The organism is Arthrobacter gengyunqii (assembly GCF_023022985.1).
GTDB lineage: Bacteria > Actinomycetota > Actinomycetes > Actinomycetales > Micrococcaceae > Arthrobacter_B > Arthrobacter_B gengyunqii.
This window is the reverse complement of sequence record NZ_CP095461.1, coordinates 1,544,695-1,568,517: the sequence shown is the minus strand read 5'-3', so window position 1 is coordinate 1,568,517 and position 23,823 is coordinate 1,544,695. Positions and strand designations below refer to the sequence as shown.

At 64.1% G+C, this 23,823-nt stretch carries 21 protein-coding genes and 1 pseudogene; 9 read left to right on the top strand and 13 right to left on the bottom strand.

Annotated elements, in window-relative coordinates:
- Positions 1-36 precede the first annotated feature (36 nt).
- Both MUG94_RS07070 and MUG94_RS07065 read left to right on the top strand, forming a co-directional pair.
- Positions 37-666, top strand: a complete 630-nt coding sequence (locus MUG94_RS07070; protein ID WP_227908777.1) for a DUF3000 domain-containing protein — start codon at positions 37-39, stop codon at positions 664-666.
- 88 nt (positions 667-754) lie between these two features.
- Complete coding sequence (locus MUG94_RS07065) at positions 755-2,050, top strand: HRDC domain-containing protein (RefSeq protein WP_227908549.1); 1,296 nt, start codon at positions 755-757, stop codon at positions 2,048-2,050.
- A 132-nt stretch (positions 2,051-2,182) separates the two neighbouring features.
- On the opposite strand, the gene MUG94_RS07060 is transcribed toward MUG94_RS07065, so the two are convergent.
- Positions 2,183-3,979 (bottom strand): immune inhibitor A domain-containing protein, encoded by a 1,797-nt coding sequence (locus tag MUG94_RS07060; protein WP_247098844.1) that lies wholly within the window; start codon positions 3,977-3,979, stop codon positions 2,183-2,185.
- A gap of 553 nt (positions 3,980-4,532) precedes the next feature.
- On the opposite strand from MUG94_RS07060, the gene MUG94_RS07055 reads away from it, so the two are divergent.
- On the top strand, positions 4,533-4,967 hold the full coding sequence (locus tag MUG94_RS07055; protein ID WP_227908548.1) for an SRPBCC domain-containing protein: 435 nt from the start codon (positions 4,533-4,535) through the stop codon (positions 4,965-4,967).
- 18 nt (positions 4,968-4,985) lie between these two features.
- Here MUG94_RS07055 and MUG94_RS07050 read toward each other — a convergent pair whose 3' ends face one another.
- The 5 genes and pseudogenes from MUG94_RS07050 to MUG94_RS07030 all read right to left on the bottom strand — a co-directional run bounded on the left by MUG94_RS07050 (position 4,986) and on the right by MUG94_RS07030 (position 9,263).
- Complete coding sequence (locus tag MUG94_RS07050) at positions 4,986-6,782, bottom strand: bifunctional metallophosphatase/5'-nucleotidase (RefSeq protein WP_227908547.1); 1,797 nt, start codon at positions 6,780-6,782, stop codon at positions 4,986-4,988.
- 155 nt (positions 6,783-6,937) lie between these two features.
- Positions 6,938-7,465 (bottom strand): GNAT family N-acetyltransferase, encoded by a 528-nt coding sequence (locus MUG94_RS07045; RefSeq protein WP_227908546.1) that lies wholly within the window; start codon positions 7,463-7,465, stop codon positions 6,938-6,940.
- Complete coding sequence (locus MUG94_RS07040; protein WP_341482174.1) at positions 7,462-8,067, bottom strand: GNAT family N-acetyltransferase; 606 nt, start codon at positions 8,065-8,067, stop codon at positions 7,462-7,464. Before MUG94_RS07040 ends, MUG94_RS07045 begins: the two co-directional genes overlap by 4 nt.
- A pseudogene (locus MUG94_RS07035) lies at positions 8,041-8,574 on the bottom strand (ABC transporter); the annotation flags it as partial. The pseudogene MUG94_RS07035 and the gene MUG94_RS07040, both read right to left, overlap by 27 nt.
- Before the next feature lie 125 nt (positions 8,575-8,699).
- On the bottom strand, positions 8,700-9,263 hold the full coding sequence (locus MUG94_RS07030; RefSeq protein WP_227908545.1) for a hypothetical protein: 564 nt from the start codon (positions 9,261-9,263) through the stop codon (positions 8,700-8,702).
- A 394-nt stretch (positions 9,264-9,657) separates the two neighbouring features.
- Here MUG94_RS07030 and MUG94_RS07025 point away from each other — a divergent pair, with 394 nt between their 5' ends.
- Positions 9,658-10,131: a GNAT family N-acetyltransferase gene (locus MUG94_RS07025; protein WP_227908544.1), complete on the top strand. Its 474-nt coding sequence runs from the start codon at positions 9,658-9,660 to the stop codon at positions 10,129-10,131.
- Between the two features lie 3 nt (positions 10,132-10,134).
- On the opposite strand, the gene uvrA is transcribed toward MUG94_RS07025, so the two are convergent.
- From uvrA to MUG94_RS06990, 7 genes are all read right to left on the bottom strand, one after another.
- On the bottom strand, positions 10,135-12,690 hold the full coding sequence (gene uvrA, locus MUG94_RS07020) for an excinuclease ABC subunit UvrA (protein WP_227908543.1): 2,556 nt from the start codon (positions 12,688-12,690) through the stop codon (positions 10,135-10,137).
- Positions 12,691-13,037: 347 nt separating this feature from the next.
- Positions 13,038-13,724: a hypothetical protein gene (locus MUG94_RS07015; protein WP_227908542.1), complete on the bottom strand. Its 687-nt coding sequence runs from the start codon at positions 13,722-13,724 to the stop codon at positions 13,038-13,040.
- 98 nt (positions 13,725-13,822) lie between these two features.
- Positions 13,823-14,485: a class I SAM-dependent methyltransferase gene (locus MUG94_RS07010; RefSeq protein ID WP_227908541.1), complete on the bottom strand. Its 663-nt coding sequence runs from the start codon at positions 14,483-14,485 to the stop codon at positions 13,823-13,825.
- The gene (locus MUG94_RS07005) at positions 14,455-14,661 is read right to left on the bottom strand and encodes a hypothetical protein (RefSeq protein WP_227908540.1); all 207 of its coding nucleotides are present in this window, start codon (positions 14,659-14,661) and stop codon (positions 14,455-14,457) included. The genes MUG94_RS07010 and MUG94_RS07005 overlap by 31 nt, the downstream gene beginning before the upstream one ends.
- A 152-nt stretch (positions 14,662-14,813) precedes the next feature.
- Positions 14,814-15,209: a hypothetical protein gene (locus MUG94_RS07000; protein WP_227889449.1), complete on the bottom strand. Its 396-nt coding sequence runs from the start codon at positions 15,207-15,209 to the stop codon at positions 14,814-14,816.
- Between the two features lie 200 nt (positions 15,210-15,409).
- Entirely contained in the window at positions 15,410-16,450 is a 1,041-nt protein-coding gene (locus tag MUG94_RS06995) for a hemolysin family protein (RefSeq protein ID WP_227908539.1), read from the bottom strand.
- Positions 16,447-17,796, bottom strand: a complete 1,350-nt coding sequence (locus MUG94_RS06990) for a hemolysin family protein (RefSeq protein WP_207346612.1) — start codon at positions 17,794-17,796, stop codon at positions 16,447-16,449. Before MUG94_RS06990 ends, MUG94_RS06995 begins: the two co-directional genes overlap by 4 nt.
- Before the next feature lie 296 nt (positions 17,797-18,092).
- On the opposite strand from MUG94_RS06990, the gene MUG94_RS06985 reads away from it, so the two are divergent.
- The 5 genes from MUG94_RS06985 (at position 18,093) to MUG94_RS06965 (ending at position 23,810) form a co-directional block, all read left to right on the top strand.
- Positions 18,093-19,340, top strand: a complete 1,248-nt coding sequence (locus tag MUG94_RS06985; RefSeq protein ID WP_227908538.1) for a thiolase family protein — start codon at positions 18,093-18,095, stop codon at positions 19,338-19,340.
- Positions 19,340-21,481, top strand: coding sequence for a 3-hydroxyacyl-CoA dehydrogenase NAD-binding domain-containing protein (locus MUG94_RS06980; RefSeq protein WP_227908537.1), 2,142 nt, complete (start codon positions 19,340-19,342; stop codon positions 21,479-21,481). Before MUG94_RS06985 ends, MUG94_RS06980 begins: the two co-directional genes overlap by 1 nt.
- Before the next feature lie 199 nt (positions 21,482-21,680).
- A complete protein-coding gene (locus MUG94_RS06975; protein ID WP_247098843.1) occupies positions 21,681-22,646 on the top strand; it encodes an IS481 family transposase in 966 nt (321 codons plus the stop codon).
- A gap of 124 nt (positions 22,647-22,770) precedes the next feature.
- Positions 22,771-23,061, top strand: a complete 291-nt coding sequence (locus MUG94_RS06970) for a DUF4287 domain-containing protein (RefSeq protein WP_227908795.1) — start codon at positions 22,771-22,773, stop codon at positions 23,059-23,061.
- A gap of 233 nt (positions 23,062-23,294) precedes the next feature.
- Positions 23,295-23,810, top strand: coding sequence for a flavodoxin family protein (locus tag MUG94_RS06965; RefSeq protein WP_227908798.1), 516 nt, complete (start codon positions 23,295-23,297; stop codon positions 23,808-23,810).
- Positions 23,811-23,823 lie beyond the last annotated feature (13 nt).

The following is a 23,823-nucleotide window of genomic DNA, read 5'->3' as shown; positions in this document are numbered from 1 at the left end:
GCAGACCCGCACCCGTAGTCTGCGAAGGTGAGTGCAATCGGTGACTTATCACAAGTACCCCCAGACTTCCTGAAAGCCCTCGGTTCCCTGCGGCGTGCGCAGTGCCGTCCTGAGCTGCACCTGAACGAGATTCCGGCGCCGGCCCGGCTGGCGCCGTTCGCGGTGTCGCTCGGTGCCGAGGTCCTGGCAAGCGGCCCGCTGGCACGCGACGAAGGACTCGGCCACGGGCCGTCCGGAATCGTCGTTCCGGAGCAGACCGAGCTGGCGGCAGGCCGCTTCATCCTGCTGCATGACCCCGAGGGGTCCGATGTGTGGAACGGAACCTTCCGAATCGTGACCTACATCCGAGCCGAGCTGGAACCGGATATGGGCAACGACGAACTTGTTGGCTCCGTCGCCTGGACCTGGCTGGTGGAAGCCCTGCAGGAACACCATGCCGGATATTCCAACGCCGGCGGAACGGCCACCCGCATCCTCTCGGAAAGCTACGGAACGCTGGCCGGACGAGGCGACGCCATCGATATTGAGCTGCGTGCCTCCTGGACTCCGGATGCCGCTGACGTCCAAGCACATTTGGAGGCCTGGTCGGACATGGTCTGCACGTTCGCCGGCCTCCCTCCCCTGCCCGAGGGCGTGACTCCGCTGCCCCGGGTGCGCCGAAGCTAGGGCGACACGCCCTGATCGAGCCCGGCGAACCGGTCGGAGGCGCTGTGTGTCACTGCGGCACCGCTGGACTCGATAGACTGGAGTCCTTATGACCGCGCAGATACCCGGCTCCCCCACGCACACCACTTCCACTGACCCGAACGCCGAGCCGGATGCGCTCCCGCTGCTGGAAGCACCCAAGGACGGGGTGCCGCTCGTCATTGACACGCCCCGCGGACTGGAACGGGCGGCCAAGGCACTCGCGGCCGGCACGGGACCTGCCGGCGTCGACGCCGAACGAGCCTCAGGCTTCCGTTACGGGCAGCGCGCCTTTTTGGTCCAGATCCGCCGGGAAGGCTCCGGCACCTGGCTGATCGATCCGGAACCGTTCGACAATCTGGACATCATCAACGATGCACTGCAGGGCGTGGAATGGATCCTGCATGCCGCCACCCAGGACCTGCCCTGCCTGTCCGAACTGGGCATGTGGCCCGACAAGCTCTTCGACACGGAACTCGCCGCACGGTTGGCGGGACTGCCGCGCGTCGGCCTGGCCGCCGTCATCGAAAACCTGCTCGGCTTCACCCTGGCCAAGGAGCATTCGGCAGCCGACTGGTCCACCCGCCCGCTGCCGGAACCGTGGCTGCGCTACGCAGCCCTGGACGTTGAGGTGCTCGCGGAACTGCGGATTGAGCTCATCAAGGTGCTCGACGACGCCGGGAAGCTCGCCTTCGCGGAACAGGAGTTTGAAGCCATCCGCACCGCACCGCCGTCGGCCCCCCGCGTGGACCCGTGGCGGCGCACCAGCGGCATGCACCAGCTGCGCGACCGCCGGCAGCTGGCCGCAGTCCGCGAACTGTGGACCGAACGCGAGCACCTGGCAGAGAACCGCGACACCGCACCGGGCCGGCTCATTCCCGACTCGGCCATTGTGGCCGCGGCACGGGCCATGCCCACCACGGTTCCGCAGCTGCTGGGCACTCCGGGCTTTCACGGACGAGCCGCGCAGAAGGAAGCACCGCGCTGGCTGCGCTGCATTTCGGCAGCCCGGTCCACCACAGACCTGCCGCCGCTGCACATCCCGACCCATGCGCCGCCGCCTCCACGGGTCTGGGCCAAGAATGATCCGGAGGCAGCAGCCCGCCTCCAAACGGCAAAGCCGCGCCTGGCAGCAGTCGCCGAGCAGCTGAATCTGCCGATCGAGAATCTCCTGACCCCGGATACCCTCCGACGCGTCGCCTGGCGTCCCCCGGCACAGATCAACCTGGACACCATCAGCTCAGCGCTGAGAAACCTCGGCGCCCGGGAATGGCAGGTGGAGCAGACGGCCGCTGTGCTCACCGTGGCCTTCCTGGATCCGGATCCGCTGGTGGAGAAGGAAAAGGACACCGCGGGTTCACGGTAGGACCAGGCGGACCGCTTCGGCAACCCGCGGCAAGGCAAAGGGCGCGGCCCGGGATTCCCCGACCACGCCCTTTGCATTACCGGCTCAGATGCGCCGCGTCGCCTACTTGGTCGTCGCTGCGTCGGTCTTCGCCTAGTTAACCCGTACGGTCATCATTCCCTTGGGATTGCTCTGGATGACCTGGATCTTGGTGCCGGTTCCGGCCACCACCACGCTGGCCTGGGGGTTGGCCGGATCGTAGTAGGCATTCGGGTTGGTGTCATCGAAGACGGCGACGCCGGGCCGGGACGGAACGTTGAGTGTGGTCATGCCGGCCGCCGTCTCGCGGTGCAGGCTGATCGGGTCGGTCGCTTCCTTGCCGAAGGTCGCATCAAAGCTCTGGATTCGGTTGCGGGCAAAGGCGCCGTCGGACCAGACCAGGCTCTGGGGATGTGAATCCACGGGAAGCACCAGGCCCGCACCGGGATGCTGTGCGGTGTTGTTGTTGCGCTGTCCGGCGTTCCAGTAGGTGATCAGCAGCCCGTTTTGGTACGGATAGTGCTCCACCGTGTCCGGCGCACTGACTGCCCAGCCAAAGTTGTACGGGCCGGTTTTCAGCGTTGTGTCATAACCGATGTACTGGCGATTCTCCGCGATGTAATACCGGCCGTTGCCCTGCGCATCACGAGGCAGCGTGACCACCAGCGCCTGCTGCTTCTTGGTCGCGTGGTAGGACGGGCCGAGCATGTGCGTGGATTTCTTTCCGGTGGCGGCAACGTCATAGTCGAGCCAGCCGAGCTGCAGTTTCTCCCAGGCGCCCATGTGGTTTGGTGTGGTGCCAATGGAACCGTCGCCGTGGCCCAGCCACGATCCGGAACTCATGAGAGTCCAGAAGCCGGTGCCGTTGTCACCGCCGGCGGTGTCATAAAGGTCCGGCAGGCCCAGGTCGTGGGCATACTCGTGGGCGAAAACACCCAGTCCGCCGTTTTCGGGCTCGGTGGTGTAGTCCCGGATCCACAGGCTGGAATCGCCGATCCTGATGCCGCCGTAGAGATTCATTGCCGGCCCCTGGGTGCCGCGCCCCGCCTGTCCCACGGACCAGCGGTGGGACCAGATGGCCGACGACGGCGCACCGGCTTCTTCGCCCTCGCCGGCATGGATTGCCTGGAAGTGGTCAATGTAGCCGTCGGGCTCGTCGAAGTTGCCGTTGTTGTTGTAGTCGTAGCGGTCCCACTGATCGAACGTGGCCAAATACGTCTCGATATCGGCTGCCGACTTGCCGGCCTCGAGCTGGGCGTCGTACCAGGCGTCTGCAGCGTCCTGCACGAAGCGGGTCATGTCCGTCTGGCTCTCGGTCTCGCCGTAGCTGGCCGAGCTGTAGGGCACAGTCACCCAATCGCTGACGTCACCGTCCACCGTGTACCGGCCGCTGGAAAGCTCCTCGAAGAGGGTCTTCATGGACTCTTCCTGCGGATCGAAGAACATGTCCTGATAATGCTCGCGGTCGAACTTCGGCTCCCAATAGGTCGAGTTGTCCGCGCTCCGGTCCGGTTCGGGAATTTGGTTCTGTGAAGGTCCCGGTGCAGAATTCGGGAAACGCGGATCGGACTGGTCGCCGAAGCCGATGAGGAAGGACAGGATCTGGTCGCTGTCTTCAAGTCCGTACTCGGCCCATTGCCCCGGGGCCACCTGCACGGACTGTGAGCCGCCGCGGGTCTTGGGCTGGGCCTCGCCGCGGATAACCTTTTCCACCGCCTGCTGGTTCAGCGCCCGCCGCTCATCGGCAGCCTGGTCAGGCCGGTCATCGATCCGGGACATCTGCCCCTCAGCGTCCGGGGCACCTGAAACGGTGCCGCTGCCTGGAGCCGGTTCGTGGGACGGGGCCGCAACAGCAGCCATGGGAGTGAGCAGAAGCGCACTGCTGACGGCCAGCACAGCCGCCTGCCGCAAATTTCCGCACCTGTTTTTCCTGGTCAAGTGATCCCCTTAGTACAAATACGCGAGTGAAAGTGAGACGGGATAAAGGTAAGGCCTGTTTGGATTCCGGGATGAATGCAAGCCTTCATAATGAGACATTTGCGAAATATTGGTTCCGATTTGGTGCGGACATCTTTTGTATTTATGAGGAAGCAGGTATATGCGGTTATCTTTGACGGAATGCCGCCGGGGAGATGACCCGCGGCTAGTATGTCGCCGTGCCTGCCCTCGAATAACAAAAACGCGGCGCTGACCACGGGAGCCCGGGTCCGGATTGTCGGCACCTCCACCGGCGGCATTGCCAGGAGCCGGTCGAGAATCTCACCGACAGCTCTCTGCTGCGCTAGCGCACCGCATGCCATCGGTAACAACCGGCATAACAATCCGGCATACTGCGCTGGTGCCAGGCGGCCCGCTGGCTTAGTCTCAGCGCACCCGATTAGGTTACTGCGCTCCTTTCCGCCGGTCTCCGATTCAGGCCCCCTGCAAATTGGGAATCCCTTACTGATTGGAAAGGTTTGCCGTCATGCCCTCCGCCGCATCCACAGAAACCATTTACTCCACGGCTTTGGCCTCCCCGCCCGAGGACGTGTGGCGTGCACTGACGGCCTCCAATGTTCCGCGCAGCTGGATGTGGAATTCCAGCCTGCGCGGAACCATGGAGCCGGGAAGTGATTATGCCCTGCACGCGGACGGCAACAACCTCATCGTCGGGTCAGTCGAGGTGGCCGACGCCCCGTACCGGCTGGTCCTGACCTTTGATGCCCGATGGGATGACCGGGTGGCTAATGAGCCCGCCGGTGAGCTGGAGTACCTGATCACGCCGATGGGCGAACGGGAATGCATGTTTAGTGTCCGGCTGTCGGGACTGACCGGCGCCACAGCCGATGCCGTGGAACAGGACACCCCTCAGCTGTACTCCAGGTTCAAGTCCTGGTTGGAGCAGAGCGACGCCGGCTGAGATCAGATTCCCGGCGGCTTAGTCGAACACGGGCACCCCATCGCGCACCAGGCGCCAGTTGTTCTCGGCGAAGTCCGCCGGGTCAACGGTTCCCTGGGCCACCACGTAGTCGATGAGCAGCTGGCGGATTTCCGTCTGCTGGTTCACCAGTACCGGCGCGGTGGAGATGTGCGGGAAGTTGCCGCCGCCGGACTGCCGGTAGTTATTCGTAGCTACCGCAAACCGCTGCGCCGGATCCACCGGAGCACCGTTGAAGCTCAGGTTGACGATGCGCTCCCCCACCGGGCGGCTGATGTCGATGTCATAATCAACGCCGGACATCATGTCGTAGTTGTAGTCCGGGGTGCCGTCTGCGTTGGTCAGAGTGGCGGGATCCACTGCGGCACCCGGCGCCGTCTGGACGAAGTACTTCGCCGAATACTCCAGGTAGTCCTTGATCTGAGCACCCGTCATCTCGACACCGAAGAGGGTGTTCGGGAAGACATACAGCCCGGCCAGATCGCGGATGGTCACCGGACCGGCAGGGATTTCCGCGGTGCGGCTGAAGGGCGCCACCAGCGAGAGCACCGGCAGATCGGCGCTGGGGCCGCCGTCGAGCGCCCGGTCCACCGCTTGGGCCTGAACGGAGTTCACGAAGTCCATGACAGCCGTGTCGCGGTAGCGCGACTCTGCCGCAGGCATGGACTCGGTGGCCGTTCCGATGGGCGTATTGACGTAGTCAATGACCCGTTGGTGCTGTTCGGCCACGAGGTTGGAAATTTCGGGATCCGCCTCAACGGTGTTGGCATTCAGCAGAGACGCCGACGCCGAGGTCACGTCCCATTGGCCGCGCACCTTTTTTAATTCAAAGTCCATGACGGACAGGCGCATGCCCCAGTTCAGCGGCTCGGTCAGCAGCACCTGGTCTCCGGTGGTCTTGTTGGTGACGAAGCGTTCCGGGATTTCCTGATGGGCGTGTCCCACCAGGACGGCGTCGATGCCGGGGACTGTTTCGGCCAGCTGCGTGGACGCGTTCTCCAGGGGCAGCTCGGAGCCGTAGGAGGAGGTTCCCGAGGTTCCGGAGTGGGCGCTGACCACCACGACGTCCGCACCGCGTGCCTTCATTTTCGGCACGTATTTCTGTGCCTGTTCCACAATTCCCGGGAACGTGAGCTTTCCGTCGACATTGTTTTTGTCCCAAATGGCCACCCCGGGGTTGGTGAGGCCCAGGATGCCGACCTTCACGGGCTTGCTGCCCTTTGTCTTCACCGTTTTGATGATGTACGGCGTGAATGCCGGCTTTCCGGACTGAGCATCCACTGCATTTGCTCCGAGCAGCGGGAAGTCCAGCTGGCTTTCAAACTTCCTCAGCAGATCCAGCCCGTAATTGAATTCATGGTTGCCCAGTGCTGCTGCGTCATAATCCATCGCATTCATGGCCGCAGCTATTGGGTGGATTTCCCCGGTCTCGGTAATCGGTTCAGTGTTGGCAAAGTAGTCGGTCAGCGAGGTGCCCTGGATAGTGTCGCCCGCGTCGATCAGCAGGGTGGATGCTTTCCCACGGTCGGCCCGGACCGTGTCCACCAGGGTGGAGATCTTGGCCAGTCCGACGTCGTTGGAGGCGGCGTCGTCGTACTCGCCGTTCTTGAAGTAATCCCAGTTCTCGATGTAGCCGTGCAGGTCCGAAGTGCCCAGGACCGTGACGGTGGTTGTCTGGTCCTTGCCGCCATGGTGCGGGGGCTTGGCGGCAGCCGGGGCCATTGAAACGAATGTCAGTGCGATGGCGGCGGTAACTGCGGTGGCAGCACCCAGCCGTCGAGTGAATGGAAACAGCATTGTCAACAACTCCTCATAGTGCGTGCGGTGTCCCCCTCAGGCACCCTTGCAGGTGTCGGTGCACTTCGGGAACAGGCGCAACGAAAAGACCCGCTGATTTCCACCGATGACGGTGCTGAAGCCGTTGAACATATTGCGCTTTTCTGCCGGCTCCATTAATGAGTGCGCATTGCGCCGTCGTCCCAGCGTTCCTCGCCGTCCTCATCGATCAGCCCGGTTGCTGCAAGCCCAAGTTTCCGCGCGACGGCCGCTGAGGCGTGGTTTTCGGGATGAATGAACGCGGCGACCGGTCCGGGGGTATGAATCCGAAGCCAGCCCAGCATCGCCCGGGCTGCCGCCGTGGCTGTGCCCCTGCCTTGGAACGACTCGCCCACCACCCACGCAACATACGACGTCGGCCCGTCCATTTCCTGCGACACCGTCGCTTGAACAAAGCCGCACGCCGCACCGTTGTCCCGGATGATCCAGTTCAGCCAGATCTCCCGCCTGTCCGGTGATCCGCCAACGGTTTGGGCGGCGTACCGTCGTGCCAGTTCCTCCGCTGTCGGTGCCGCGCCGCCGATGTACCGGTAAAGGGCCGTTCCCGCGAGCACGTCAGCCATTTCCGCTGCATGCTGGACACCCAGCGGTTCCAGCACCAGTCGGGGCGTGGTGATCAACGCGGGCCGGAGTGCCGGGATCACTTGGCCGCCTCGAGGATCCGCTGGAACAGAAGGTGGTCCTGCCATCGGCCGGCAATTTTCAGATATCGGGGAGCAAGACCGATCTGCGCGAACCCGGATTTGTCCAGAATCCGCTGTGACGCGGCGTTGTGCAGCAGGGTCGCGGCCTGGATCCGGTGCAGGCCCAAACGTTCCCGTGCCGTTTCGACGACGGCGGTCACGGCCGCGGTGCCAAGGCCCCGTCTGGCGTATTCCCCGTCGATCCAGTAGCCGAGATTCGCGGAGAGGAACGGTCCGCGGACAATACCGGTCAGTGTGATGGTTCCGATGACCCGTTCACCATCGGCAAGGACCCAGGGCACTTCACTCCCCGCCTGAAACAGCGCCAGCTTGGCTTCGATGACGGAGCGCTGGCCTTCCCCGGTGAAGAAGGCGTCCGGGCGCAGCGGTTCCCACGGCGCCAGATAGTTCCGGTTTCGCCGGTAGGCAGCTGCGAGAGCGGGAGCGTCGGCGTCGGTCAACACGCTAAGCCGGATGCCGTGAAGCAGGGTGGTGGCAGGGAAATCCTGCGGGTCGGTAAGCACGTCACAGCCTAACCCGGCGTCGCCGCCGGAGGGTCCCATGTCGATGACCCAGTCCGCGGCACGTTCATGGAGTGTTCCACCACCACGGTGTTCCCGGTGTCCACGAGCCGGTTCAGCTATGCCCGCAGCAACCGCACATCCTGGGGGTGCAGGCCGGTGGTGGGCTCGTCCAGCAGGTACAGGGTGGCCGCGGCGGGCGCGCTGCAGCTCGGTGGCCAGCTTGATGCGCTGGGCCTCGCCCCCGGAGAGTTCAGTGGCCGACTGGCCCAGGCGAAGGTAACCCAGACCGACATCGAGCAGGGTCTGCAGGTTCCGTGCAGCTGACGGAATATCGGCGAGGAACTCGGCAGCAGTTCCCACCCGCATGGCCAACACGTCGGCAATGTTCTTGCCGCGGTAGGTGACTTCGAGGGTTTCCTCGTTGTACCGGGCGCCGTGGTCTCGCCCGTGCCGGCAAAGAGCTTGCGCACGGCATCAAACAGACGTGTCGATGGCCAAATTGGAGCGGGGCGTGCGGCCGATAGGCCGCTGGTCCACCTTCACCAAAGGACCAGGAAATCTGCTGACTTCGTACGAGCGGCTCCAGATAACCAACAACACCGCGATCAAACACATCAAAAGAACGGGCACGGGATTCACCAATGAAACGTGCCTACAAAACGCGTATCGGTCTAGGGCAGCCCGCCGTAGACCGTTAGGGTGTATTCCGTGTCTTCAGGGACTTCAACGCGTAAGCTCACGATCGGGCCCTTGTCGAACGGAATTGTTCCGTGATTGAAAAAGCCCGGGCCGCAGCTATCGCTACCGTACGAGTACTGCTCGGCATCGGTTTCTGTTCCTGATCGAACTTCATAAGGTGCGTCGTTGGCGCACGTCACAAATATGGTTACGTTGCTGTACTCCGTTGTAGCTAACTCAGTGAAATCTTGTGTACCTACCCCAGAAAACTGACCGATCAGTTCAGATGCCCGAACAACGGCCGGCGTTCTGTTGGGGTCTTCCCGGTAATACTCAACGGGGTCAGTAATAAGATTCTCTGACCCAGAAGGACTGGGTTCAGCCTCTGGTGTCGCCTGAGCGATGGTAGGAGTTGACGCGTCGTCAGCCTGGTCGCTGGTGTCGCCACTGCACGATACAAGTCCGATTGACAAGGCCCCAGCAAGTGCCACGCGTACCAACAGTGAGGCAGCATCCGCTTTTGCGGCTAACTTTTCCCCGATTGGTTGTTTCGGCACACTAACTCCATCCGAATATTGGCTTAGTAGAACCTTCCGTATTTCGGAAGTAATTCCACCCTAGGCATAGAGCAGCAGACATATCAATCCCAATAGGGCTCATTCCTGCTTTTATCTGGAGCAAAAATATCAAGCGACTTGGCGGGATGTAAGCGTAACCGGCGCGAACATGTTCGGTGCGAATTCACCGATACGGAGCCGAACCGGCTTGATCCCCTGGCACAAATGCTTGAGCGAAAGGGAGATGGGATAAAAGTTCGGCGTGTCTGGATTGGGGGAAGAATGCTGACCTCCACACTGGGAAATTGGAAAAAATATTTGCTGCGATTAGGCTGGACCCCTTTCGCATTTGCGATAAGAACGATATGGGGGGGTATTGAAACGGGTATCCACTGTGGAAAACCAGACGCTCGAGTACGTTGCCGGGTGCGATCTGCCCCTTGACGCCGTCGTGCGGCTATACGACGCAGTGGGCTGGAGCGCCTACACCAAGGAACCTGACAACCTGGCCGCTGCCCTTGGTCTGGCCCGCGTCATCTCCGAGGGGCACTCGATCTGTTATCTGCAGGACGTCCTGGTTGATCCGAAATTCCAGCGCACGGGACTGGGCAGGGACCTGGTGCAATATGTCCTGGCGCCTTATGCCCATGTCCGGCAGAAGGTGCTGCTGACGGATACGGAGCAGGGGCAAAAGGCTTTCTACGGTGCTATTTTCAGTCCTGGCGATCAACTGGCTGCTGCTGGCAGGAGTGTCCGATTCCGAAGAGAACCGGTACTTCTATCTGATCAGCGCCGCCGTGTTTCTAGCGGTATCCACGGGATATTTCATGGCCCCAAACGCGCCAGAAGACGTCCGTCTCTCCCCTGAGGCCTATCCCAGCGTCTTGAGCGCCGCAGTGAGGTACGGAGCGGTGCGGCTGGCATCGCACGCGGCGACCTCGGCCGGCGTGCCCGCACAGATGATCCGGCCGCCGTCGTCGCCGCCGGAGGGTCCCATGTCGATCACCCAGTCGGCGGCAGCCACCACGTTCATGGAGTGTTCCACCACCACCACTGTGTTCCCGCTGTCCACGAGGCGGTTCAGCTGCGCCAGCAGCAGGCGCACGTCCTGGGGATGCAGGCCGGTGGTGGGCTCGTCGAGCAGGTACAGGGTATGCCCGCGGCGGGCACGCTGCAGCTCGGTGGCGAGCTTGATGCGCTGGGCCTCGCCGCCGGAGAGCTCGGTGGCCGGCTGGCCCAGACGCAGGTAGCCGAGGCCGACGTCGAGCAGGGTCTGCAGGCTCCGCGCCGCCGCCGGAACATCGGCGAGGAACTCCGCAGCTGTTTCCACCCGCATGTCCAACACGTCGGCGATGGTCTTGCCGCGGTAGGTGACTTCGAGGGTTTCCTCGTTGTAGCGCGCACCGTGGCACTGCGGGCAGGGACCGTAAGTGCCGGGCAGGAACAACAGCTCGACGGCGAGGAAGCCTTCGCCCTGGCAGGTGGGGCAGCGTCCGCTGGCCACGTTGAAGGAGAAGCGGCCGGCGGTGTAGCCGCGCGCCTTGGCCTCGTCAGTGCCGGCGTAGAGCTTGCGCACGGCGTCAAACAGTCCGGTGTAGGTGGCCAGGTTGGAGCGCGGCGTGCGGCCGATGGGGCGCTGGTCCACCTTGACCAGGCGGTCCAGGTGCTCCAGGCCGGCAATGTCGCGCACTGTGGCGCCGGGATCGACGTCGTCCTCCGTTTCCGCATCCGGATCGTCCGCCCGGTCGGCAGCCGTCGCGGCGGATCCGTTGACGTGCACGCCGACGGTTTCGGCCAGCACCTGGCTGACCAGGGTGGATTTGCCGGAACCGGAGACGCCGGTCACCGCGGTGAGGACGCCCAGCGGAATCTCGGCGTCGAGTTCGTTCAGGTTGTGCCGGCTGATGCCCTTGAGGTTCAGCCACCGCTCCGGAGTGCGGCCCGCGGAGGCCGGTTCCTCGGCCTCGCGGAACAGGAACGGGCGGGTGGCGCTTTCTTCCACGTCCGCCAGTCCCGCCACAGGACCGCTGTAGAGGACGGTGCCGCCGCCGTCGCCGGCCTGCGGCCCCACGTCCACAATCCATTCCGCGCTGCGGACCACGTCCATGTTGTGCTCGACGACGAACACCGAGTTGCCGGCTTCCTTCAGTTCCTGCAGCACGGCCAGCAAGGGTTCGGCGTCGGCCGGGTGCAGACCGGCGGACGGCTCATCCAGGACGTAAATAACACCGAAGAGCCCTGAGCGCAGCTGGGTCGCGATGCGCAGACGCTGCATCTCGCCCGGTGACAGGGTGGGCGTGGACCGGGACAGACTCAGGTAGCCCAGGCCCAGGTCGATCAGGATCTTAAGCCGGGACAGCAGGTCGCGGGTGATCGTGACGGCAACTTCGGTGTCCTCGTTGGAAGCTGCTGCCCGCGACGCGGTGCCCGCGGCCTTGAGCTCCGCCGTCGGCCGGATGATTTCAGCCAGCTCGCCCAGGGTGGCACCGTTCAGCTCGGCGATGTTCCGCCCGGCAAACGTAACGGCGAGCGCTTCGGGACGCAGGCCCGCTCCGCCGCAGACCGGGCAGGGGCCGGACACCATGTATTCCAGCACGCGCTTGCGCATCTGCTCACTGCCGGAGTCCGCCAGGGTATGCATCACGTAGGACTTGGCGCTCCAGAACCGGCCCTTGTACGGCTTGGCGACCCGGTCACGCTGCGGGGTAATCATCACGACCGGCTGTTCCTCGGTGAACAGGATCCAGTCGCGGTCCTTCTTGGGCAGCTTCTTCCACGGCACGTCGACGTCGTAGCCCAGCTGAATGAGGATGTCGCGCAGGTTTTTACCCTGCCAGGCGCCGGGCCAGGCGGCAATGGCGCCGTCGCGGATGCTCAGGTTCGGGTTCGGCACCAGGGAGTCCTCGGTGACGGTGTGGGCGATGCCCAGACCCGAGCATTCCCGGCAGGCGCCGGCGGCCGTATTGGGTGAGAATGCGTCCGAGTCCAGGCTGCCCGGTTCAGCATCCGCCGGGTAGGTGCCCCCGCGGGAGAAGAGCATGCGCATGGAGTTGGAGAGGGTGGTCAGCGTCCCCACGGTGGAACGGGAGCTGGGGGTGCCGCGGCGCTGCTGGAGCGCGACGGCGGGAGGCAGCCCCGTGATTTCCTCCACCTTGGGTGTGTGCCCCTGGGAGAGCAGGCGCCGCGCATAGGGCGCCACGGACTCGAAGTAGCGGCGCTGGGCCTCGGCGTAAATGGTGCCGAACGCCAGTGAAGACTTGCCGGAGCCGGACACCCCCGTGAAGGCGACGATCGCGTCGCGCGGGATCTCGACGTCGACATTGCGCAGGTTGTTTTCCTGCGCTCCGCGCACACGAACCATGCCGTTGGAGCTCAGGTCCTTGCCGGCGGGACGGGCGGTTTGTGGGGAGGACTCAGCAATACTCATCATTTTCAGATTACCGAGTTCTGGGCCGCGGAACTAAATGATAAGCCTGCTTTCCGCTTAGCGCGTGACCGTGCAGGCCGCCGGGGTCCAGCGATTCTTCGTGCGGCTCCCGGCGCCAAACCCAGGGTCCACCGATCCTTCGTGCAGCTCCCGGGCCCAAACCCAGGGTCCACCGATCCTTCGTGCAGCTCCCGGGCCCAAACTAGCCGGTTGACGCCTTTTGAGCCCCGGATCTGCACGAGAGATTTCAGCAGGCCCCGTTATCTGCACGAAGAATCCAAACCGAGCGCGCGGGCCAAGAAGCAGTCAGGTCCGCTGGAGGACGGGTCAATGTGGAGGCAGTCCGCTTAGCGCGTGGGATTCGGCAGTTGGAGGCCGTCCGGCAACTGCACGCCGTCGGGCAGCTCAGGGGCTTCGAACTTCTGCCGCTCGCACTCATCGCGGAGCAGCGGGTAGGTGTCCGCAATGAGGTCCAGGATCCGGTTGCGGACGACGAGGTAAGCCTCCCCCACGCCGACGACTCCCTTGAACTCCTTCAGCTCCTCCTCATAGGAGGTCTGCTTGTGCCGCAGGTAATTCACGGTCAGCCGGTCCAACCGAGCCTTGGAGGTGCTTCGGCTGGCCGGGGACTGGCTGCGGCGAAGCCTGCTGTTGAAATGGGCAATCGCCTTGTCCTGCATTTCCTGCCAGGGTTCCGGAACGATGGTCAGTTCCAGTGCCTGAGCCGCGGCAACGGCTTCCTTCTTTTTCGCCAGCGCACGGGTGCGGGCAGCAATCTGCCGGGTCCGTGATGCTTCCCGTGCTTTTTGATATTCGGGCGTGGCTTCGATGGCCTCGACGCGTTCCAGCGCGTACAGCTTCATGGGAGCGGCCTTGCGGGAAAACGGGTTGCGCGCGGTCTGGTCCGGTTCGGGCAGGAAGGTCTTGATCTGCATGTCCGTCCAGCCGCGGTCCTTTTTCAGGTCATTGGCAATCAGCATCCCTTCGCTGTTGGCCGGTTTGGGCCGCGGCGGATGGTGTTTTCCTCGGGACAAAGCAGACTCCAAAATTCTGAACGTTGGGCGGGGCGGGAACCGATCCATTCTAATGAGCCTGGGGTCTTCGGCCGAAACGGACGACGGCGATTGGGAGATCAGACAGTCCGCGCCATGATGATCCGTTCGGGGCTTTCCGCCGTGACGGGAGAACCATCCCAGTTGCCCCAGGAGCATTCGATCGCCAGGCAGGCAGCATCGAGTCCACGGTGGATTGCGGCATCGTCCGGAAACCGGAGGGTTTCGCGCGTGGTGAAGGCTTGTTCTCCGATGGTCCATTCGTCCACATGGGTAACAAGGTCGCCGGCCATAGTGGTCTTCTGTCGGACCGAGGACCGGACAATCTGCCGCAGGACCTCCGCCCAGGCGGCATCGTCCAGAAAGTACTGGGCCACGTGTCCGGTCATGAAGAGCAGGCCGAAAGAGTCCCTCGGCAGGTCCGCAGCCGTGCCGCGGATCCATTGAACCCGGTCTGCCAGCGGCTGCCGGCGGGCAACATCGAGCATGGTTTGCTGCGGCTCCACGCCGGTGATCGTCAGCCTCACGTTGGAACCTGCCAGAAGACTGCAGAACAGTCCGGTTCCGGCGCCGACGTCGGCCACCGAGGCTGGGGTCAGTTCACGGACCAGGGCGAGATAAAACGGCAGGTCGGCGCGGCCCTGCGTGTCGGCGTCGTACCGTTGAGCGAGCTGCGGCAGCGCGTAGTAGTCCTCACCGCGCCTGATCCCTATCAGCCCCGCCGCCCACGGGCCATAGACCAAAATCCCAGAGACGTAAGCAGGACACCCGCGGCCATGGAAACCCACAGGGGAAGCCACTCGCCGGTGGCCATCTGCGGAAGCGTGATAATGAAGACCGCTGCCACGAAGAACCAGATCGCCGGCGAGTCGTTTTTATCCCTCGCACGCGAGGTCTTATTGCTCAGGTGCTCACTCACTGCAGGTCACCGCCTCTGTTCATATTGCCGTCCACCCGCCAATGTCGGTGCGTGGGCCCATGGCTCGGGAGCCTAACAGATGCCTGTTTAAGCGCCGGGGATAAGTTCCAGCAGCAGAAGGCGCAGGAGCGGTCAGCCCTTGAAAGGCCGCATCACAAGAGCATCAGGATGAAGCCTCCCAGCGTGCTGGCTATGCCGACCGCACCCAGCGTCCACCCCACAATGAGCACAGGGTTTTCCTTTCGGGGCTCTTCGAGGCCCCATTTGCCTGGGTGGCAGGCGTCATAGTGCAGGGCAACTTCCGTTCCCGGCTCCAGCCCGCGGGTCTGTTCGGCGGTGTGCAGGGACTGGCGGGGGCTTCCTTCGCCATCGGACCACCGAAGGCCCTTGAATCCTCCGGCTTCAAAGACTTCGGCCGTGGTGCTGATCCATACGCATCTGCGCCTGCCGATGATCCAGCCAATAAGCACCAGCGGAAGGCCTGCGGCGAGACCCGCCCAGCTCAACACTTCCAGGATGGATCCCATCACGTCTGCGGTTTCCGGCATCCTCAGATTTTATGCCCCGGGATGCCAGTGGTGGCTGCTCCGCACCGGACCGGGACTTCCCCACAGATGCTTTCGCTTGCGGCTGCGGTGCGTTAAACACCGATGCCGCCGGCTGCCCGGGAAGGCGGCCGGCGGCATCAGATCCATGTCGGTCGGTGTCGGTGTCGGTGTCAGGAACCTGTTGGCTGGGATACCGGACGCTACACGGTGGTGGCGTCCTGCACCTCACCCACCAGTTCTTCGATGATGTCCTCCAGGAACAGGACACCGGTGGTGTTGCCCTCGGCGTCGAACACCCGCGCCACGTGGGCACCCGTGCGGCGCATGATGGCCAGGGCGTCTTCAAGCTCACTGCCGACAAAGGCCGACGCCAGCCGGCGGATGCGCTTGGCAGGTACCGGAGCGGCGAACTTCTCCGGTTTGGTCAGGTCCATGACGTCCTTGAGGTGCAGGTAGCCGCTGGGGTCACCGTCGTCGTCCGTGAGGATGTAGCGGGAGTAGCCGTGGCGGCTCACCGCCTCCTGAATGTCGGCGGGCGTGGCGGTTTCCGGCAGGAGCACCATCCGGTCAATCGGCACCTCAACATCGGCAACGGTCTTGTTGGTGAATTCGAAGGCCGCGCTGAGGGTGCCGCTGGCGTCGGCCAGCATTCCCTCGCGGGTGGACTGCTCCACAATGGTGGCCACTTCATCCATGGTGTAGGCGCTGGTGGCCTCGTCCTTCGGTTCCACCTTGAACAGGCGCAGGACGCCGTTGGCGATCCCGTTCAGCGACCAGATGACCGGTTTGAAGATCCGGGCCACCATCACCAGCGGAGGAGCCAGAATGAGTGCGGCGCGGGTGGGAACGGAGAAGGAGATGTTCTTGGGGACCATCTCGCCAATAACCACGTGCAGGAACGTCACCAGCAGCAGCGCCACCACAAACGCAATGATGCCAATGGCCTCACCGGACAGCGAGGTCAGGCCCAGCGGGATTTCCAGCAGGTGGTGAATCGCCGGTTCCGAGACGTTCAGGATGACCAGCGAGCAGACGGTAATGCCGAGCTGGCTCGTGGCGAGCATCAGCGTGGCGTGTTCCATCGCCCACAGGGTGGTCTTGGCTGCCTTGGATCCGGCTTCCGCCTTGGGTTCGATTTGGGAGCGCCGGGCGGAGATGACCGCAAACTCCGCGCCGACAAAGAAGGCGTTGACGATCAGGAGAACAAACAGCCAGATGATTCCGGGAAGATATTCGCTCATGCCAGGTCCTTCGTAAGCTCATCAATGATCTGGTCGTGGGTGCTTGGCAGCGATCCCTCCGTGGGGGTGAAGCGCAGGCGCTCCACATGGGTTCCGACCACGCGTTCCACGCGCAGGACACCGTTCTTGAGCGCTACCTCGTCGCCGAGTTCCGGAATCCGGTCCAGACGGTCGGTGACAAAGCCGGCGAGCGTGTCGTATTCCTCGCCGTCGGGCACGACGACGCCGGTGCGGTCCCGCAGCTCGTCCGGGCGCAGCGACGCGTCGAAGGTGAGCGAGCGGCCGGAGCGGACGACGCCGACGCGGGCGCGGTCATGTTCATCTTCCAGTTCGCCGACTATTTCCTCAACGAGGTCTTCCAGGGTCACGATGCCGGCGGTTCCGCCGTGCTCGTCGGAGACCACCGCCACCTGCAGGCCCTGCTGGCGCAGCAGCCCGAGGAGGGAGTCCACGCCCATGGATTCGGGCACCCGGAGGGCTTCAACCATGAGGTCTCCGGCGGTGATGCCGCTGCGTTCGGGAAGCGCGACGGCGAAGGCCTGCTTGACGTGCAGCACGCCCAGGATGTCGTCCGAGTCGCGGCCGATCACCGGGAACCGGGAGTAACCGGTGGAAACGGCTGCCTCGATGACCTGTTCGGCCGTGTCGGTTGCTGCGACCGAACGCATCCGGACCCGGGGAGTCATGACGTCGGCCGCCGTGTGGTCCGAGAACCGCAGGGTGCGGCTGAGCAGCTGTGCATGGTCCAGGTCCAGGACGCCTTCCAGCGCGGAGCGGCGGACCAGGGAGCTCAGTTCCTCGGCGCTCCGGGCACCGGAAAGCTCTTCCTTGGGCTCAATGCCGAAGGACCGGATGATCGCGTTGGCGGTGTTGTTGAACAGCAGAATGACAGGCTTGAACACCGTGGTGAACAGGGTCTGGAACGGAATAACCACCTTGGCGGTCGCCAGCGGAAGGGCCAGAGCGAAGTTCTTGGGCACGAGTTCGCCGATAATCATCGAGAACACCGTGGCCAGGAAGATGCCGATAACGGCACCTGCTCCGCCGACAACTGCTTCCGGTATTCCGACCGCCAGCATCGGCTCACGCAGCAGGGAGCTGATGGCCGGTTCAAAGGTGTAGCCCGTCAACAGCGTGGTGAGCGTGATGCCCAGCTGCGCACTCGAGAGGTGCGTCGACGTGATCTTGAGGGCGTTGATGGTGGGGCCGAGGCGTTTTTCGCCCTGTGCCTGCCGTGCCTCCAGGTCATTGCGGTCAAGATTGACCAGCGAAAATTCCGAGGCAACGAACAACCCGGTGCCGACCGTAAGAACGAGGCCAACCGCGAGCATGATCAGCTCATACATTGGGGCGCCCCTCTCTGGTTGTGGCCGGAAGTCCGGTCAGAGCGTGGAGGGGCAAGGGTTTATGTGAGGGAGGGTCATCCATAGTCCGACGATAATACGTGAAAAGTCTGGACGAATGCTGAGCCGGCAACCGATCGCTTACAGATGAGGACATTTCGGTGCGGCAAGGACATCCGTTACGCCGGCCGCCGGTATGTCGGTAGTGTCGACGGGATGGTGGTTGCAGGCTATGTTACTGACGAGTAACATCGGTCACCGGACAGTGTTCCGTTTCATATCTCAAAGAGGAGTTGCACGTGAGCCCACAAAGCCGAGCACGGCAGATCAGGGACGTAGTTTTCGTTGACGGAGTACGCACCCCGTTCGGAAAAGCCGGCGAAAAAGGCATGTACGCGGGAATGCGCGCCGACGACCTGGTGGTCAAGTGCATCCGCGAACTGATGCGCCGCAACCCCTCGCTTCCTCCGGAACGCATTGATGAGGTGGCCATCGCCGCCACCACGCAGACCGGTGACCAGGGCCTGACCATCGGCCGCACCGCCGCGCTGCTCGCGGGACTGCCGCAGTCCGTCCCCGGATTCGCTATTGACCGCATGTGCGCGGGTGCCATGACGGCTGTGACCACCACGGCCTCGGGCATCGGCTTCGGCGCGTACGACGTCGTCATCGCCGGCGGCGTGGAGCACATGGGCAACCACCCGATGGGCAAGGATGCGGATCCCAACCCGCGCTTCGTCACCGAACGGATCGTGGACCCGGCCGCCCTGAACATGGGCAACACCGCCGAGAACCTGCACGACCGCTTCCCGGACATCACCAAGGAACGCACCGACGCGTACGCCGCCGCCAGCCAGGAACGGCTCGCCAAGGCCTACGCCAACAACCAGATCCAGCCGGACCTGGTGCCGGTCGCCTCCAAGAAGCCCGGCACGGGCTGGACGCTGAACACCGTGGATGAAGGACCCCGTCCCGGAACCACGGTTGAGGACCTCGCCGAGCTGCGCACCCCCTTCCGCGCCCACGGACGCGTCACCGCCGGCAATGCCTCGGGCCTGAACGACGGCGCCACCACCGCGCTGCTCGCTTCCGCCGACGCCGCCGAGGAACTCGGCCTGCCGGTCAAGATGCGCCTCGTGGGCTACGCCTTCGCCGGCGTCGAACCGGAGGTCATGGGCTACGGCCCCGTACCGGCCACCGAGAAGGTCCTGAAGCAGACCGGTTTGTCCATCGAGGACATCGGACTGTTCGAGATCAACGAGGCCTTCGCCGTCCAGGTGCTCTCCTTCCTGGACTTCTACGGCATTGCCGACGACGACCCCCGGGTCAACCGCTACGGCGGCGCCATCGCCGTCGGGCACCCGCTGGCCTCCTCCGGCGTGCGCCTGATGAACCAGCTGGCCCGCCAGTTCGAAGAAGATCCCACCGTGCGCTACGGCATGACCACCATGTGCATTGGCCTGGGCATGGGCGCGACCATCATCTGGGAAAACCCGAACCATCCCGACTACAACACCGACACCGAGTCCACGGAGGCCACAAAGTAATGACTGCAAGCGATTACCAGCGGCTGGCCGGCCTCTTTCCCACCGAGGTTGTCACCCACTCCTACGTTTCGGACATCGCACTGCCCGGCGGCGCCGGCACCTTTGCGCTGATCACCCTGGACAACGATGTCGACCACACCCGCCCCACCACGCTGGGCCCCAACACCCTGCTGGAACTGGGCGAAGTCCTGGATTCCTTGAAGGCGCGCGCCGATGCGGGCGAAATTGTCGGCGTCGGCGTCACCGGCAAGCCGCACTACCTGGTGGCCGGCGCAGACCTGTCCGCCACCCAGAAGCTGGCTTCCTACGAGGACGGGCTGGCCATGGCCCGCCTGGGCCACGAGGTTTACGGCAAGCTGCACACCCTGGGCGTGCCCAGCTTCGCGTTCATCAACGGCGTGGCGCTGGGCGGGGGGCTGGAAATTGCCCTGCAGTCCCAGTACCGCACCGTCTCCACCGGCGCCGGGGCACTCGCCCTGCCGGAAGCCTTCATCGGCCTGGTTCCGGGCTGGGGCGGCGTTTACATCCTGCCGCGCCTGATCGGACCCGAAAACGCCGTCAAGGTCATGATCGAGAACCCCCTGAGCAACAACCGCACCCTCTCCGGACCGGCGGCGTTCAAGCTTGGCATCGCCGATGCACTGTTTGAACCGGCCGACTTCGTGGAGCAGTCCCTGGCGTGGGCCGCCCGCGTCATCACCGGTGAAGAAACCGTCTCCCGGCCGAACGCCGCGGATCCGTCCGCCACCCCCGAAGCCTGGGACGCCGCCGTCGCACACGGCCGTGCCGTGGTGGAAGCCCGTACCTCCAACGCAGCCCCGGCTCCCGCGAAGGTGCTGGACCTGCTGGAGGCCGGCAAGAACTGGACCGCCGAGCAGTCCCGCGACGCCGAGTGCGAAGCGCTGGCTGAACTGATGCAGACCCCACAGTTCCACTCCACCGTGTACGCGTTCCTGGACCTGGTCCAGAAGCGCGGCAAGCGCCCCGCCGGCGCTCCGGACAAGAAGCTGGCCCGTCCGGTCTCCAAGGTGGGCGTGGTGGGTGCCGGCCTGATGGCCAGCCAGCTCGCGCTGCTGTTCGCACGGCAGCTGAAGGTGCCCGTTGTCATGACGGACATTGACCAGGCACGCGTGGACAAGGGCGTGGGCTACGTGCATGCCGAGGTGGACAAGCTCCTGGCCAAGGGACGCATCTCCCCCGATGCCGCCAACCGCACCAAGGCTCTGGTCTCGGGCTCTGTCTCCAAGGAAGCGTTCTCGGATGCAGACTTCGTGATCGAGGCCGTGTTCGAGGAACTCTCGGTCAAGAAGCAGGTGTTCGCCGAGGTGGAGGCCGTGGTCTCCCCCGAGTGCATCCTGGCCACCAACACCTCGTCACTGTCCGTGACGGAGATGGCCGCTGACCTGCAGCACCCGGAGCGCGTGGTGGGCTTCCACTTCTTCAACCCGGTGGCTGTCATGCCGCTGCTGGAAATCGTGCGTGCTCCCAAGACCGACGACGCCGTGCTGGCTACTGCGTTTGTCCTGGCCAAGGCGCTGAAGAAGACGGCCGTGCTGGTCAAGGACGACGCCGCGTTTGTGGTCAACCGGATCCTGGGCCGCATGTTCGGCGAAATCACCGCCGTCTTCGACGAAGGAACCGACGCCGCGACGGCGGACAACGCACTGCGCCCCATGGGCCTGCCGATGTCCCCGTTCACCCTGCTGGCCCTGGTGGGCCTGCCGGTGGGACAGCACGTGCAGGAATCCCTGCACGCAGCGTTTGGCGAGCGGTTCTGGCTGTCGGAGAACTCGCAGAAGATCATCGACGCCGGCATCAAGTCGCTCTGGCAGAAGGATGAGGACGGAAAGCCGTACATTCCGGCCGAAACGCTGGCGATGCTGGCCTTCGGCAACACACCGTCCACCTCCGAAGAGGTCCTGCGGCGCACACAGGATGCCCTGGCGGATGAGATCGGCCGCATGCTGGACGAAGGCGTGGTGGCGGGTCCCGAGGACATCGACCTGTGCATGATCCTGGGCGCCGGCTGGCCGATGCACCTGGGCGGAATCACACCGTACCTGGACCGCGTCGGTGCGTCCGAACGCGTGAACGGCAAGAAGTTCCATGCGGAGAAGGAACCGGCTCAGGCCGCTTCCTAATTCTTTCGCTGTAGTGCCCGCGCCGGGCGGACCGGAACGGCGGCAACGAAAATCCTGTACTCGCAGAGCTCGCAAGGATTATTAAAGCCGCCTAACTGTACCCGGCCAGGACGTTGGTAACGGCGTGTCTGGTTGAACGAAGGAGAACCTCCGGATGGGATGTGGCTTGTCAAAGGCCCACTCCAACCCGGAGGTTCTCGTGTCCCACAGTAATGCCCGTTTGACCGTTTATGGCCGGCTGCTGATCGTCCATCGCCACCAGTCTGGCTGGAAACAGGCCCATATCGCGGCCGCTATGGGTGTCTCACGCAAGTGCGTGAAGACCTGGATCGACCGCTACGACGCTGAAGGCGAAGCAGGGCTGGCCACACGATCCTCCCGGCCGCACACGATGCCAACGCGCACCAGCACCGACACTGAGCAGAAGGTCCTCTCCGCGCGCGCTGAGCATCGCGCCGGGCCCGACGTGCTCGGACCGATGCTGGGCGTCCCGGCGCGAACGGTATCCCGGATCCTTCGCCGCCATGGCACGGCCTTCCTGCGTGACTGCGACCCGATCACCGGAGAGGTGATCCGCTCATCGAAGGCCACTGCCGTGCGGTACGAGCGCGAAACGCCCGGCGAGCTGGTGCACATGGACGTCAAAAAGCTCGGCAAGATCCCCGACGGCGGCGGCTGGAAGGCCCACGGGCGGCAAATGGGCTCCACGAACGCGCGCAAGCAGATCAAAGTCGGCTACGACTACGTCCACTCCGTGATCGATGATCACTCCCGGCTGGCCTACAGCGAGATCCTGCCCGACGAGAAAGGAAACACCTGCGCGGGGTTCCTGGAACGGGCCATCACCTACTTCGCTTCACACGGCATCACACGGATCGAGCGCTTGATGACCGACAACGCCTGGGCCTACCGCTACTCGCTGCGTGATCTCTGCGCCGCCTACGGCATCACGCAGAAGTTCATCAAACCGCACTGCCCCTGGCAGAACGGCAAGGTGGAGCGCCTGAACCGCACCCTGGCCACCGAATGGGCCTACCGACGGATCTTCACCAGCAACGACGAGCGGGCAGCGGCACTTGCGCCATGGCTCGAGCACTACAACAATGAACGACGCCACAGCGCACTCGGAGGCAAACCACCCATCAGCCGCCTGCTACCAACCTAATGGCCGGGTACACCTAACCCGGTCCGTCCGGCGCTTATGCGTTAATGCCCGGGTCTGCCCCGAGAAGGGCAGCGCGCCTACGCTGGAATCAGCACGCCCCAGAATCCAGTCGAAGGAGAACCCGATGTCATTCCAGGCGTACCTCGACGCCATTGAGGACAAGACGGGGCTTACTCCCCGTCAGGTGCTCGATGTGGCGAAACAAAAGGGACTCGACCACAGCGACATCAAGGCTGGGCAGATCCTGGAGTGGCTCAAAACAGACTACGGGTTGGGCCGCGGTCACGGCATGGCGCTGGTCCACGTCATCAAGAAGGGTCCGGAGATCGAAGCGAAGTATGTTGGGACCGATGGCCCCCACCGAGATGAGACCGAGCTCCTCTGGCTTGACGGCAAAGCGACCAAGCCCGCATAGCGGCGGCGGTGCACCGGCGGACGCCTTACATCCAACCCGGGGTGCAATTGCGTCACGAGCGTGTGAACGGCAAGAAGTTTCACGTGGCGGCTGTGGCTGCCGCGTAACTCACAGCCTTAGTTATCGCCCGCCCCGACCCTATCTCTCTTGTCGCGGCTGCTGCTGTGTGGTGCACTCTCCGGGACGGGCGGCTGGACGCGACCCGCATGTGAACTGAGCAGCTGGAGGCAATGGTGCGGGTACTTCTGGTCTATGAGTCGCTTTGGGGGAACACGGAGCAGGTGGCCCGCGCAGTCGCGGAAGCGCTGAGGACCGCCGGTGCGGACGTCACCGTGACGGACACCGATGAGGCGCCTGAATCGGCCGCCGGATACGACCTCGTGGTGGTCGGAGGGCCGACCCACGCCTTCTCCATGACCCGGCCGGGGACCAGGGATGAAGCGGTCAAGTCCCATGCGGCTCCGCACCAACCGTCCCGCGGCATCCGGGAGTGGCTCAGCGAGCTGGAGCGGCCCGTGGGTGGGACCCCTGCCGCGGCCTTCGACACCCGGGTCGACAAGCCGCGGCTTCCCGGTTCCGCGGCCAAAGCAGCGAGACATGAGATGCGTTCCCTGGGATTCAGCACATCGGAAAAGGCAATATCGTTCCGGGTCCACGGCTACGAAGGTCCACTGCTGGACGGTGAACTGGAGCGTGCTGCGCAATGGGCTGCAGCAGTGGCTCAGCAGGCACCCAACCATGGCGCATGAGCTGCCAGGAGCG

What these genes read in the sequence shown, in the direction of transcription:
- MUG94_RS06995 (WP_227908539.1), bottom strand. Translation starts at nt 16,450, where the DNA reads ATGAGCGAATATCTTCCCGGAATCATCTGGCTGTTTGTTCTCCTGATC.
- MUG94_RS06990 (WP_207346612.1), bottom strand. Translation starts at nt 17,796, where the DNA reads ATGTATGAGCTGATCATGCTCGCGGTTGGCCTCGTTCTTACGGTCGGC.
- MUG94_RS07065 (WP_227908549.1), top strand. Translation starts at nt 755, where the DNA reads ATGACCGCGCAGATACCCGGCTCCCCCACGCACACCACTTCCACTGAC.
- MUG94_RS07040 (WP_341482174.1), bottom strand. Translation starts at nt 8,067, where the DNA reads ATGGGACCCTCCGGCGGCGACGCCGGGTTAGGCTGTGACGTGCTTACC.
- MUG94_RS06980 (WP_227908537.1), top strand. Translation starts at nt 19,340, where the DNA reads ATGACTGCAAGCGATTACCAGCGGCTGGCCGGCCTCTTTCCCACCGAG.
- MUG94_RS07000 (WP_227889449.1), bottom strand. Translation starts at nt 15,209, where the DNA reads ATGCCGGAAACCGCAGACGTGATGGGATCCATCCTGGAAGTGTTGAGC.
- MUG94_RS07055 (WP_227908548.1), top strand. Translation starts at nt 4,533, where the DNA reads ATGCCCTCCGCCGCATCCACAGAAACCATTTACTCCACGGCTTTGGCC.
- MUG94_RS06970 (WP_227908795.1), top strand. Translation starts at nt 22,771, where the DNA reads ATGTCATTCCAGGCGTACCTCGACGCCATTGAGGACAAGACGGGGCTT.
- MUG94_RS07050 (WP_227908547.1), bottom strand. Translation starts at nt 6,782, where the DNA reads ATGCTGTTTCCATTCACTCGACGGCTGGGTGCTGCCACCGCAGTTACC.
- uvrA (WP_227908543.1), bottom strand. Translation starts at nt 12,690, where the DNA reads ATGAGTATTGCTGAGTCCTCCCCACAAACCGCCCGTCCCGCCGGCAAG.